This is a genomic window from Algoriphagus jejuensis (genome assembly GCF_039523455.1).
GTDB lineage: Bacteria > Bacteroidota > Bacteroidia > Cytophagales > Cyclobacteriaceae > Algoriphagus > Algoriphagus jejuensis.
Genome location: NZ_BAAAFI010000007.1, coordinates 331265 through 344284, shown reverse-complemented (window position 1 = coordinate 344284; position 13020 = coordinate 331265). Strand labels below are relative to the sequence as shown.

Sequence of the window (13020 nt, the reverse complement as noted above, 5' to 3'; positions counted from 1 at the left end):
ATAAGACTATTGAATGGAGAAAATTGAGCGGTTGTCGGCTATCTCTTGGATCGTTTTTTCAGGAAATTCAATTCTAATCCTCCCGTTTTGAGATATACCGAATAGAGGTCTTCACAATTTTGCGGGATGTTTATCAGCTTTTCAGCAGATTTTAGCCTAGTATTCGAGGTAATCGAGGGATGCCGTGAACTCACCGATTTTATCTTCGAATCCCCTCACTCTTTTGACAAAAGAAAGCTGAGAATAACGGGAATTAAAATTTATTTGGATTATTTCTAAATAGCTTGTTTAGAATGATTCTACTTAATAGGTTTGTGCTGTCAAATGAAAAACCGACCGTATGAACAGCAAACTTATACTCTATTGTAATTTCTTTTTTTTAGCCCTTGGCACTGCGTATGCCCAGAATGCAGGCCTCAAAGGCCAGGTAACGACCTCCGATAAAAAACCTATCGAATTCGTAAATGTTGGGCTCAAAGGTGTTTCCAAGGGGAACTCAACCGATAGATTGGGTAACTACGAGATCAAAAATATCCAGCCGGGCACCTACACTATCTTTGCTTCCCTAGTAGGAGCAGAGAAGCAGGAGCAGACGGTCACTCTGGCTGCAGGCGAATTGATCACATTGAATTTTACCCTGTCCGAGAGCTCCACCGCACTGGAGGAAGTTATTGTATCGGATTTATCCAGCAACAGATTCTATTCCGACAGCTCTTTTACAGTGGGAAAACTTCCGCTAAAAGACTTGGAAAACCCTCAGGTGTACAATTCCATTTCTTCAAAACTCCTGAGAGAGCAGGTCGTGACCAACATGAACGATGCCTTGAAAAATGCTACAGGTGTCACCCGACTTTGGGAGTCAACCGGACGTGGTGGTGATGGGGCAGAGTTTTACTCCATGAGAGGATTTGCCGTGCAGCCTTCGATGGTAAATGGTCTACCCAGCGTCAACAATGGCTCTTTGGATCCTGCAAATGTTGAAACCATCGACGTAATCAAAGGCCCATCGGGTACCTTGTTTGGCAGCCCGCTGATTTCCTATGGAGGTTTGATCAATATCACGACCAAAAAACCCATGGACCAGTTCAAAGGAGAAGTCGGATTTGTTACCGGGAGCTTTGGCTTGAACAGACTGACCGGGGATATCAATGTACCCCTCACTGAGCAGGCATCGATGCGTGTGAATACTGCCTACCAGTCTCAGAGTTCTTTTCAGGATGCCGGTGGGAGAGAGAGTTTTTTCGTGGCACCTTCTTTCAAACTCAAGGCCAGCGAAAGGCTGACATTTTTGATCAATACGGAGTTCTTGAGTTCACAATCAGCCAATGCCCCCATGATCTTTTTGAGTCGTTATGCGCCTATTTCTTTCAAGTCCATGGAGCTTTTTGACAGGAATTATAACAACTCATTTACCAGCGACGAGCTCACTATCCAGAATACCACCTACGCCATCCAAGCGCAGGCTTTTTACAAACTTTCGGACAAATGGACTTCCCAAACCGCGATCTCCAGAAGTATGACCAAGACAAATGGTTACTATCAATACCTCTGGGATCAAAGCAACGGCAACGATTTTCTGAGATATATCTCGAATAGAAATGGCCAGACGCTGACCACGGACATCCAGCAAAATTTCATTGGAACCTTTGATCTGGGTTTCCTAAAAAACAAGATCGTGATCGGGGTGGATTATTTCCAGTCTCAGATCAGAAACAGCAGCAGTGGCTGGGTGGGAAACGGGATCGTATCCCTCGAAGATGGCAACGACACGGGTGACCTGACCAAGGCCGGCGTAGACGACCTGCTTATTGGGTCTTTTGAAGGAAACTCTACTGCCGAAAATGAGATCTTGAGTGCCTATGTCTCTGATGTGATCGAAGTGTTGCCAAATTTCTCGGTGATGGCGAGTGTGAGAGTAGACCGATTCAGTGGCCAGACCGCCTACTGGTCAACAGATGAGGTCAACAGCCAGACAGCTGTTTCTCCCAAGTTCGGGTTTGTATATCAACCGATCAAAGACAAGGTGTCGGTCTTTGGAAACTACATGGACGGATTCGTCAACGTGGCTCCGGCGCAGGTCAGCGATATCGACGGATCCAATCCCAGATTGATGGCTTTTGATCCAGAGCATGCAAATCAATATGAGTTGGGGGTAAAGACCAACCTGTATCAGGAAAAAATCTCGTTGACTGCCAGCTACTATAACATTACTGTCAGTAACCGTGTGATGACTGATCCCAACAATGTCAACAATTCAATCCAAGGCGGTGCGGTAGAGAGCAAGGGCTTCGAACTCTCTCTGGTCGCTTCTCCTGCCACCGGCTGGAACATTGTGGCGGGATTCTCCAAAAACGACGCTGTGGTCACCAAAGACAATCCAGAAGACGGATATCTGGGATTGAGACCTGAGGAAGCCGGTCCGGAAAATCTTGTTAATTTCTGGACGAGCTATACTTTTTCCCAGGGAGCACTTAGAGGGTTTGGATTAGGCTTTGGTGGGAATACTGCCAGTGAATACCTGACCATCAACAGAGCCGAAACCGGCACTTTCACGCTGCCTGCCTATCAGGTTTTCAATGCCTCCCTGTCCTACTCGGGCGCACAGTATTTACTGGCTTTGAAACTTAACAACTTGTCTGATGAGAAGTACTACTCGGGTTGGTCCACTGTGACTCCACAGAACCCAAGAAATGTATCACTTAGTCTCAACTATCGATTCTGATGGATTTAAAAAAATGGATTGGAAAAATTCACCTCTGGCTCGGACTGTCATCCGGGCTGGTGGTTTTTATAGTGGCAGTGACAGGATGTATCTATGCCTTTCAGACCGAGATCAAGGATCTAACCTACTCGTTTCTTTTCGTTGAACAACAAAAAGGGGTGGTCTTGCCTCCCAGTCAGATCAGCGAAATCGCCCAGAATGCGTTCCCGGAGGGTCATCTTCATGCTGTTCTTTATCCCACACGGGATCGGTCCGTCCAAGCGATATTTTTCAGCTACGGAGAGGGTTTCGATCATTACAAAATCGCGTATATCAATCCCTATACCGGAGAAGTTTTGAGGTTGAAGGATGAATATGCAGACTTCTTCCGATTCATCCTCGATGGGCATTTTTACCTATGGCTTCCGATTGAGATCGGTCAGCCGGTGGTTGCCACATTTACCCTAATATTTTTGGTGATGGTCATTTCGGGATTGATTCTATGGTGGCCAAGAAAGAAAAAGAACCTTCAGCAAAGTTTGACTGTAAAGTGGAGTGCCCGCTGGCGACGAAAAAACTACGATCTCCATCAGGTGCTGGGTTTCTATGTGATGACTTTTGCCCTGATATTTGCTGTCACCGGTTTGGTTTGGGGATTTATCTGGTTCAGAGACGGGCTCTATGCAGCTACCACAGGCGGTGAAAAATTCGTCGAATATTATGCTCCGGTGTCGGACTCCACCCAATTCAACCCTACAAGTGCACCCGCGTTGGATCAGGTGTGGGTGAAAATGGTGGCTGAGTATCCGCAGGCAGAATGGATCGAGGTTCATCCGCCTGAGTACGAGCATGGGTCTATCGCTGCCAATGCCAATCCGGATGCTTCGACCTACTGGAAGACCGACTACCGCTATTTTGACCAATACACGCTGGAGGAGCTGCCGGTGGATCACGTGTGGGGAAGATTTCACGAAGCCACTTTTGGAGACAAGCTCAACAGAATGAACTATGACATTCACGTCGGTGCGATTGCGGGATTTCCCGGGAAACTGCTGGCCTTTTTTCTCAGTGCTATCATTGCCTCACTTCCGGTGACCGGTTTTATGATCTGGTGGGGGAGGAAGTACAAGGGGAAAAAGCAGAGGCCCAATAAAACAGCCGTTCAAGAAACCTATGTAAAAGCCTGAGAAATCAGGTTTTTATGTGGAGCTACCAATCAGAAGTTCAGTACGGGCTCTTGGGTTAGGTATGGGGAATCACAAAATCCACTGAGATGAATGTGCGCAAGGCGAGCATTTGGTTAGAGAAAGTAAGCGAAGGCTTCTGCCTTTTGCTTAAGTGAATGCTAATCCCTCTTCCAGACCACGGGCTTGAAGATGATTTCCTGATAGTCATCCCTTTCGTAGATGATTCCCAAAGTGCTTTCGTCGATCTTAACTAAGTCGGAATAGGCCGTCCAAGGCAGTTTGGATTCATCTCCGGTGTAGTCGATAGGCATGGTCAGTTCCCACGTATTCCCTTCGTCAAAGCTGACCTTGACGGTCAACTGATTTCGCTCGGTTTCGTTGGCATTGTTGGAGTGGGCCAAGATCGTCTTTCCGTTCACGACACCTAGATCCAGGATCGAACCCTGACAGACCGGATCAGGCAAGTCCTCGTCAAAGGTTGCTTCATCCCAGCTTTCACCCCCATCAGAAGAATAGGCTAAAATCCGCTGGCGGATGTCACCTTTTTGGTTTCGGATACTCATGATCATCCGATCTCCCGAGAGTTCGGCTGCGATAGATTCATTCGATCCGGGGATCTCGACCGACTCAGAGATACCGTAGCTTTTGCCATGATCGTCGGTGAAGAAGCCATGCGCTTGATATTCCGCAAAATTCTCCTGTGGGTTCCCCACCGAGTGATTGGCAGCGACGTAGATCCGACCTTTATACTTTCCATTATTGAATTGAAAGGCATGGCCGGGCGTGTTGGCATAGTGTCGCCAGTCTGCCGGGTTTTTGTATTGGGGGTTGAAGTCGGGATTGTTGGGCTTGTGAACTTGCAAGGTGATATTTTCGGGTGTTTCCCAGGTTTCTCCCAGATCAAAAGACTTCATCACCCAGACCTCCCTTACACCGCGGTTCATTCGAATGTCGTACTCGTGGTTGTTTCCCGTATTGTAGAAAAGATATACCACGCCTTTCGGATGTGCCGGGTCAAACAGATCCACCACCGGAGCCGGATTGCCCGCTTGGAGGGAGTCAAAATCCAACAAGGTCTGGATCGCAGCCCAGGTTTTGCCTTGATCCTTGCTTCTTTTCATTACCAAGTTGACATCGCCAAAGTCATCGCTTCCGTTGACCCGCCCTTCGGCAAAAGCAAGCAATTCTCCGTTTGGCAGAGCGATGATCGCTGGAATCCGATAGATCGCGTGGCCTTCTTGGCCACCTTTGAAGACCAGAGTCTCTTGGGCTAAAACAGGATGAAAAAAGAGGAATGCTAGAAAAAAGGCGAAAATCAAGGTGAATCGGTTCATGGGCTTAGTATTTAGCCCTTAAACTAGCATTTGGTAGGGAGAAGACCTCGTGATTTTTTTCTAGGGCGTTCGTTACCTCATTCCGGCTCTAGTGCGGTAACCCTCCAAGGGTTCAAAATCCCTTGGAGGGTTGATCCTCACTCGCTCCCCAGGGATATCCGTAGACGAGGGTATAGTTGATGTCAGGCTGAGCGGATTCGAAGCCGCAACTAATTTTATGTTTATCGGCCATGCCTACAGCATTTTTTAAAACCTGATGGCATTCGTGTACCAGCCATTGAAATGGCTGGCTAGACAATGATTCATGCCTACGGCATTACTGCGTAATAGCAATCTCGAAATCGCACCCTTCCAATCGCTCGGGGTGAACGGTAGCCCTCCAAGGGTTCAAAATCCCTTGGAGGGTTGATCCTCACTCGCTCCCCAGGGATATCCGTAGACGAGGGTATAGTTGATGTCAGGCTGAGCGGATTCGAAGCCGCAACTAATTTTATGTTTATCGGCCATGCCTACGGCATTACTGCGTAATTGCAATTTCGAAACTGCACCCCTCCAATCGCTCATGGTGAACGGTAACCCTCCAAGGGTTCGAAACCCCTGGTGGGTTGATGAGCTTAAGACTCATACTGGAAGATTTGCTCGATGGGGAGCTCAAAAAGCTGAGCCATCTTAAATGCGGTTGGCAAACTCGGATCAAATTTTTCTTTTTCGATGGCATTGATCGTCTGCCTGGACACTCCGATGATTTCCGCCAAATCCTCCTGAGTCATCCCTTTTGCTGTCCGTAGATCTCTGACGCGATTTTTCATTTGTAGCGGCGCGAATTGATCAGAATCGAAACTAGGTAGGTAACACCCATAAACATCACCAAATTGGCGATTTCGGCATCCTTGTCGATCAGATTGGTGGTGTCCAACAGCGAGTAGCTCAAGCCAACCACCACGCCTAATCCGAGAGTGATGGCAAGTGATTCCAAGTGGATTTTCTTTTCCAGTTCGTCAAAGTGGTTGAACAGATCACGATTGGCCAAGATCATGAGGATGCCATTTGCGAGGTTGACGATGATCGCAAACGTGGTCAGAAAGGGATGATAGTCCCAGATAAATTTTGGGCCAAATGTTGCGATTGCCATGGTGGCGACCCATGTCCAAGTCCAAATCGCCAGTTTTTTGATGCGTTTGCTTCGTTCTAGTTTCATTGTTTCCATGATTTGTAAAGTTTATTTGACAAATGTAAATAAGACTTTACAAAAGTCAAGTTTTGTTTACATTTTATTTTAAGAAGTGGTTTCCTTGGATTAGAAACAAGCAAGAGGAATGCTGCCCTTGTGGTTTAAATTTTGGGGAGTTTTTCGCGGTTTTTTTTTCGTACTAAGCCACGTTTCGGTTTTATTTAATTTTTCTGCGATCTTTTTCCACTTTAGGAACTTTTTCTACTGGCCGGTGATTGAACGTTCATTCATTATCTCTTCATGGATCAGAATACCAACAAAAAAATCCTCATACTCGAAAGCGCCTTAGAGCTGATCCGTGAAAACGGCTTCCACGGGTGCCCGATCAGCCAGGTCGCAAAACAGGCTTCCGTGGCTGCAGGCTCGGTCTACACCTACTTTGAAAGTAAGGATGAGATGATTTTGGAGCTTCACCGCTACGTCAAATCTGAGGTGCTCAAAGAGATCAGTGAAAAAGATCACCCCGAAAAGAACTTTGAGGCCCGTTTTTTTGATTTCTGGAATAACCTGACTTCACTTTATCAGGAAAGAGCTGCCTTTCAGAGTTTTTTGGAACAGTTTACAAGCAGTCCTTATAATACCGAGACGATGCAGCTCGAAAGCGATCCTTGGGGGGAATGGACTGAGGCTTTTTTTAAAGAAGGAATTGAGTCAGGTCAGTTGAGACCGCTTAACCCCAAGATTCTCTCGATGATGGTCATGGGAAGTGCAATTTCTCTGATTCGATTTAAAACGTATTTCAAGACCAAAACCGCTTCTACAGCTCAAGATTTACACCTGATTCCCAAAATGGTTTGGGATGGAATCAAATTTCAATAGCAAAATTTTAGACCAACTATATTTTAATGAGACAAAGACGATTTATACTTTGTGTTTTTTGGCTGCTATCCGTCTCGGGTTTACAAGCCCAGGAACAGCCAATCGACAGTACCCGATTCAACGTCGAGGAGATGGTCAGGTTTGCGCTGGTCCACAGTCCTCTGGTTCAGACGTCCGAGCTGGATGCTGAGATTGGTGACCAGCAGATCAAGTCCAGCCTTTCGGCCTGGTTTCCGCAAATTGCTGCCAATACCCAGTGGAGCAACAACCTGAAGCTACAGACGCAGCCGATCGGCGATCAACTGATTACCTTTGGACAGCCGTACTCGGGAAACCTCAACTTCAACGTTGATCAGGCGATCTTCAACCGGGACGTTTTCCTGGCATCCAAAGGATCGAAGCTGGCCAGAACCCAGCTCAGCCAGACACTGGAGACCCAGAAGATCGATGCTGTAATCACCGTAGCGAGAGCTTTCTACGATCTACTTCTGACGATCGAGCAGATCAAGGTATTTGATGAAAACATCGTCCGACAGGAGAAGCAATATAAGGATGCGAAAACCCGCTACGATGTCGGTTTGGTGGACAAGACAGATTTTCAGCGGGCAAGTATCAGCCTTGCAAATCTCCAAAGCGAGCGTAACCGGCAGGTCTCCTCTCTAGATGCGAAATACTCTTATCTCAAACAGGTGAGCGGTTACCCGCTGGATTTGGAGCTGACGCTTCACTACGAATACGGTGAGATGGCCGGAAGGGCAGAGTTGGAGTTTTCCCCGGATTTTCTCCTGGAAAGTCGCGTAGACTATCAGCTCGCCAAAACGCAATATTCGCTTACAGAGCTGGAGACGAGTTATTCCAAGTGGGCTTACATTCCCACCGTAAGGGGGTTTTACAATTACAATTTCCTCTTTTTCAACCAGCGCTTCTCGGGATTGCTGGATGAATCCTATCCGACTTCAGCGATAGGATTGGCCGCTACGATTCCGATTTTCCAGGGTGGTAAGCGGGCGCATGATGTGAAAGTGGCGAAATTGAGACAGGAAAGATTCCAAGTGTCACTCACCGACTATGAAAAGCAGCTCAACACGGAGTACGAGTCGGCGCTGGCGGCCTACAACAGTAACTACTTCACCTGGCAGACGCTTCAGGACAATCTGGCGCTGGCCGAAGAAGTGTACAATACCATCAAACTCCAATACGACGAGGGTGTGAAAGCTTACGTGGACCTGGTGGTTGCCGAGTCTGAGCTTCGTGCTGCCCAATTGAACAACTACAATGCCCTCTACAGCGTCCTTTCGAGCAAGCTCGATCTCCAGCGCGCCATGGGACAGATCAATCCATCTTCCATCGAATCTTCTTTCTGATATGATCATGCAAAAATATTTTAATCCAAGCATTTTATCGTTCGCCCTGGTGGCGACAGTTCTTTTTAGCTGTGGAAAGGCCGCTCAGGCACCACCACCGGTGGCAGTTCCGGTATCTGTTTACAAAGTAGCAAGCAAGCCTGTCAAAGGGCTGGATACCTATCCTGCCACGGTCGTGGCGCTCAACGAGATCGAGCTTCGTCCACAGGTCAGCGGGTACATCACCAACATCTTTGTCGAGGATGGACAGCTGGTAACCAAAGGTCAAAAGCTGTATCAGATCGATCAAACCAAGTATTTGGCAGCGAGAAACCAAGCCAACGCTTCCTTAGCCTCTGCCAATGCCCATCTGTCCAGGATCAAAAAAGACGTCGATCGCTACGAGCGTCTGGATCAGAATGAAGCGATAGCCAAGCAAGTCTTGGACAATGCGAAAGCCGAGCTTTTGGCGGCGGAGGCCCAAGTGCAGGCTGCACAGGCACAGGTTTCATCTGCAGAGACCGACTTGGGGTATTCCCAGATCACTGCACCATTTGCGGGCAGAATTGGTATCTCCCAGGTTAGACTGGGTGCGCAGGTTTCTCCCGGACAGCCGCTGCTTAACACGCTTTCTTCCACAGACCCGGTTCAGGTCGATTTTGTGATCAACGAAAAGGAGATCCCACGCTATTATAAATTGGTCAACTCTCCCGATGCTCCGGATTCACTTTTCACGCTGAAGCTGAGCGATGGCAGTATCTATCCCCATCTTGGAAAACTAGCCACGGTCGACCGGGCTGTCGGACGTCAGACTGGCACCATCAATATCCGCGTCGAGTTTCCCAATGCTGAGCGAATGCTCGTACCCGGCATGACAGGAACGCTGCAGGTAATCAATGCTGACTATGGCGATCAACTGGTAATACCGTATAAAGCCGTGACCGAGCAGATGGGTGAGTATTTTGTCTATCTGATCGGCGCAGACAGCACAGTGACCCAGCAGACCATCAAGTTGGGGACTGTGTTTGGAACAGATGTATCGGTAAGAGAAGGGCTCGAGTCTGGGCAGAACATCGTGGTGGATGGTATTCAGAAGCTCCGTCAGGGTGCCAAAGTCCAGGTGCAGTAAGACACTCTCATTTTTTTCAAATCAAGAATTCTAAGAAATGATATCAAAAATATTTATCAAACGCCCCGTGATGGCGATGGTCATCTCCATCGTGATCGTATTGGTGGGCGCGCTGGCAGCATTTACGCTGCCGGTGACGCAGTATCCAGACATCACTCCGCCGGTCGTGTCAGTGTCGGCGATCTATCCCGGAGCGGATGCCCAGACCGTGGAGCAGACGGTGGCCACACCGATTGAGACACAGGTCAACGGTTCTCCGGGGATGTCCTACATCAGCTCTAACAATACCAGTACCGGGCAGATGCAGATGAACGTGACCTTTGACGTGGGGACGGACATTGACATTGCCACGCTGGATGTGCAAAACCGGGTAAGTATCGCCGAACCGGGAGTCCCCGAGGCGGTTCGAAGGCTGGGGCTGGTGGTGCGGAAGAGAAACCCGAGCATCATGATGGTGATCAGTATGTACTCACCAAAGGGTACCCACGATCCGAAGTTCCTGTCTAACTATACCAACATCTACATCAAGGATGCGCTGGCGCGTGTAAAAGGGGTGGGGGATATCAATGCCATCGGGCAGGATTTCTCCATGCGGGTATGGCTCAAGCCGGACAAGATGGCTCAGTATGGCATATCGACGGCTCAGGTGAATGCTGCGATTCAGGAGCAAAACCTCCAGGTAGCTGCGGGCACTGTCGGCGGCATGCCGCAGTTTAACTCACAGGCCTTCGAATATCCGATCACGGTCAATGGCCGCTTGGTCGAGCAGGAGGACTTCGAAAGCATTATTGTCCGCACCAATCCCCTAGACGGCTCGCTGGTATATCTCAAAGACATTGCACGAGTAGAGCTGGGTCAGTTTGACTATGGTAGGTATTCCACCGTCAACGGACAGGAAGCCGCTATTCTGTTGGTGTATCAGGCTCCGGGAAGTAATGCCTTGGAGACTGCCGAGGGAGTTTATAAAGCCTTGGAGGAACTCAAAGCATCGTTCCCGGCAGATATGGACTACGTGGTTCCTTTCGAATCCGTGTCCGTAGTCGAGGTGTCCATCAATGAAGTGCTGAAGACATTTGGAGAGGCGCTGCTTTTGGTGATTGTCGTTGTATTTCTTTTCCTGCAAAGCTGGAGAGCGACCTTGGTTCCGATCTTGGCGATTCCCGTCTCGATTATCGGGACGTTTATCTTCTTTATACCACTCGGATTCACCATCAATACCCTGACGATGTTTGGCTTTGTGCTGGCAATTGGGATTGTGGTGGATGATGCGATTGTGGTGGTTGAGGCTGCTCAACATTACATTGACCGGTTTAAGCTTTCTGCGAAGGAAGCCACCAGACGGGCAATGAAGGACATCACTGCTCCGGTGATTGCGATTGCTTTGATCTTGGCGGCGGTGTTTATCCCGGTAGGTTTTATCCCCGGTATCGTCGGTAGGATGTACCAGCAGTTTGCGATCACCATTGCGATCTCGGTATTGATCTCGGCCTTCGTGGCTTTGACTTTGACTCCGGCACTGTGTAGCATCCTGCTGAGACCGTCGGAAGTCACTCCCGAGGGTAAAGGTTTGAACAAGTTTTTCTATAGGTTTAACACCTGGTTTGAGCGCGTGACCAACTCGTATTCCAGCGGGGTAAAAACCTGGATCAAGCGCGCGCCGCTGGTCTTGGTCATCTTGGTCTGCATCTTCGTCGGGACTTTTGGGCTTTTCCAATTGAAACCGACCGGCTTTTTGCCTACGGAAGATGAAGGTCGGCTTTTTGTCTCTGTCGAGCTTCCGGAAGGAGCTTCCAGCTCCAGAACCCGCGAGGTGATGGCAGAAATGAACGAACTCATCCGAAATACCGAAGGAATCAACAACGTGACTGGGATCGGTGGACTGAATGCGATCAACTTCTCCTTCAAGCCAAACTCTGCTACCTTCTTTGTGCAGATGAATCCTTGGGATACCCGTAAAGATCCATCGCTACAACTCTTTGGAATCATTGGATCGCTCAATCAAAAGTTCCGGGCGATCAAAGCGGCCAATATCGTCGTGGTGCCGCCGCCGGCTATTCCGGGACTGGGACAGACGGGCGGATTCAGCTTTATGCTTGAGCAGCGCGCTGGTGGAGACGTGAAAGAGCTGGAAAGCGTTCTCGGACAATTCCTTCAGGCTGCCAACGCAAGACCTGAGCTGGCGATGGCTTATAGTTTTTTCACCGCGAAAACACCCGGTTACCATGTGGAGGTAGATCGTGAAAAGATCAAGAAACTCGGCGTATCGATGACGGACGTGTTCAGCACCATGTCCAGCATGATGGGCTCGACCTATGTAAATGATTTTACGAAATACGGTCGAAATTTCCGCGTTGTGACTCAGGCGGACACCACTTTCAGAAGTAGCATCGACGACTTGCAGAAATTCTACGTGCTTAATCGACAGGGCGAAGCCATTCCCCTGAGCGCTTTGGTGAACTTCAAGATCGTCGAGAACGCGCCGGTTGTCTCCCATTACAACCTCTTCCGCTCGGCTGAAGTCAACGGTAATGCCGCGCCCGGATTCAGTTCCGGACAGGCGATACAAGCCCTCGAGGAAGTTGCAGCGGAAGTCCTTCCGGACGGCTATAGCTACGATTTTTCCGGCCTCAGTCGGGAGGAGATGTCGGCTGGCAGCAGCACCATCCTGATCTTTTCGCTGGCGATCATCCTGGTTTCGCTCTTGCTGGCGGCCTTGTATGAAAGCTGGTCGGTACCGTTCTCCGTCTTGCTGGCTCTTCCATTGGGAGCATTTGGGGCGATCCTTGCGCTGACCTTCCTGCCCAAGCTAGACAACAACGTCTATGCGCAGATCGGTCTGATTACGCTGATCGGTTTGGCTGCGAAAAACGCCATCCTGATCGTGGAGTTTGCCAAGGAGCGGGTAGATAAAGGCATGCCGCTCATCAAAGCAACACTGGACGCGGTGAAGCTCCGTCTTCGTCCCATCATCATGACCTCCCTGGCCTTTATCCTCGGGGTGGTGCCTTTGGCGCTATCCAACGGTGCTGGAGCCGTCGCCCGACAGACCATTGGCTGGACGGTCATCGGCGGGATGCTTTCGGCAACCTTCCTGGCGATCTTCTTCGTGCCCGTGCTCTATGTGGTGATTACCAAGATCGCCTATGGCAAAGAAGGCTTGCAAAAGCTGGAGGAAAATGCAGATTTAAGTGGATTTGAGGAGCATCATTGAGATGGTTTTCTGGGGTTGCGACACCAAGCGTTCCCCTGAAATCTTACGAGGATTTTTCTACTCTT

General features: G+C 49.0%; 9 protein-coding genes. 6 read left to right on the top strand and 3 right to left on the bottom strand.

The genetic code is table 11. The annotated features are described in order from the left end of the window. Positions 1-340: 340 nt before the first annotated feature. Entirely contained in the window at positions 341-2722 is a 2382-nt protein-coding gene (locus tag ABD031_RS09270) for a TonB-dependent siderophore receptor (protein WP_343850630.1), read from the top strand. Continuing rightward, positions 2722-3888: a PepSY-associated TM helix domain-containing protein gene (locus tag ABD031_RS09265; protein WP_343850629.1), complete on the top strand. Its 1167-nt coding sequence runs from the start codon at positions 2722-2724 to the stop codon at positions 3886-3888. Before ABD031_RS09270 ends, ABD031_RS09265 begins: the two co-directional genes overlap by 1 nt. A gap of 158 nt (positions 3889-4046) precedes the next feature. Here ABD031_RS09265 and ABD031_RS09260 read toward each other — a convergent pair whose 3' ends face one another. The 3 genes from ABD031_RS09260 to ABD031_RS09250 all read right to left on the bottom strand — a co-directional run bounded on the left by ABD031_RS09260 (position 4047) and on the right by ABD031_RS09250 (position 6420). Further along, positions 4047-5222 (bottom strand): sialidase family protein, encoded by a 1176-nt coding sequence (locus ABD031_RS09260; RefSeq protein WP_343850627.1) that lies wholly within the window; start codon positions 5220-5222, stop codon positions 4047-4049. 614 nt (positions 5223-5836) lie between these two features. Next, positions 5837-6031, bottom strand: coding sequence for a helix-turn-helix transcriptional regulator (locus ABD031_RS09255; protein ID WP_343850625.1), 195 nt, complete (start codon positions 6029-6031; stop codon positions 5837-5839). Beyond that, positions 6028-6420, bottom strand: coding sequence for a hypothetical protein (locus ABD031_RS09250; protein ID WP_343850624.1), 393 nt, complete (start codon positions 6418-6420; stop codon positions 6028-6030). Before ABD031_RS09250 ends, ABD031_RS09255 begins: the two co-directional genes overlap by 4 nt. 273 nt (positions 6421-6693) lie before the next feature. On the opposite strand from ABD031_RS09250, the gene ABD031_RS09245 reads away from it, so the two are divergent. Genes ABD031_RS09245 through ABD031_RS09230 form a run of 4 tightly spaced genes read left to right on the top strand, consistent with a single transcriptional unit; the run spans position 6694 to position 12955 of the window. Further along, positions 6694-7272, top strand: coding sequence for a TetR/AcrR family transcriptional regulator (locus ABD031_RS09245; protein WP_343850622.1), 579 nt, complete (start codon positions 6694-6696; stop codon positions 7270-7272). Positions 7273-7298: 26 nt separating this feature from the next. Then, positions 7299-8636: a TolC family protein gene (locus tag ABD031_RS09240; protein WP_343850620.1), complete on the top strand. Its 1338-nt coding sequence runs from the start codon at positions 7299-7301 to the stop codon at positions 8634-8636. Between the two features lie 7 nt (positions 8637-8643). Further along, entirely contained in the window at positions 8644-9744 is a 1101-nt protein-coding gene (locus tag ABD031_RS09235; protein WP_343850618.1) for an efflux RND transporter periplasmic adaptor subunit, read from the top strand. A 37-nt stretch (positions 9745-9781) separates the two neighbouring features. Beyond that, entirely contained in the window at positions 9782-12955 is a 3174-nt protein-coding gene (locus ABD031_RS09230; RefSeq protein WP_343850616.1) for an efflux RND transporter permease subunit, read from the top strand. The last annotated feature ends 65 nt before the right edge of the window (positions 12956-13020 follow it).

Excerpts from the sequence above, each read along its gene's own strand:
- ABD031_RS09240 (WP_343850620.1), top strand. The coding sequence starts at position 7,299 with ATGAGACAAAGACGATTTATACTTTGTGTTTTTTGGCTGCTATCCGTC.
- ABD031_RS09255 (WP_343850625.1), bottom strand. The coding sequence starts at position 6,031 with ATGAAAAATCGCGTCAGAGATCTACGGACAGCAAAAGGGATGACTCAG.
- ABD031_RS09235 (WP_343850618.1), top strand. The coding sequence starts at position 8,644 with ATGCAAAAATATTTTAATCCAAGCATTTTATCGTTCGCCCTGGTGGCG.
- ABD031_RS09245 (WP_343850622.1), top strand. The coding sequence starts at position 6,694 with ATGGATCAGAATACCAACAAAAAAATCCTCATACTCGAAAGCGCCTTA.
- ABD031_RS09230 (WP_343850616.1), top strand. The coding sequence starts at position 9,782 with ATGATATCAAAAATATTTATCAAACGCCCCGTGATGGCGATGGTCATC.
- ABD031_RS09270 (WP_343850630.1), top strand. The coding sequence starts at position 341 with ATGAACAGCAAACTTATACTCTATTGTAATTTCTTTTTTTTAGCCCTT.
- ABD031_RS09260 (WP_343850627.1), bottom strand. The coding sequence starts at position 5,222 with ATGAACCGATTCACCTTGATTTTCGCCTTTTTTCTAGCATTCCTCTTT.
- ABD031_RS09265 (WP_343850629.1), top strand. The coding sequence starts at position 2,722 with ATGGATTTAAAAAAATGGATTGGAAAAATTCACCTCTGGCTCGGACTG.
- ABD031_RS09250 (WP_343850624.1), bottom strand. The coding sequence starts at position 6,420 with ATGAAACTAGAACGAAGCAAACGCATCAAAAAACTGGCGATTTGGACT.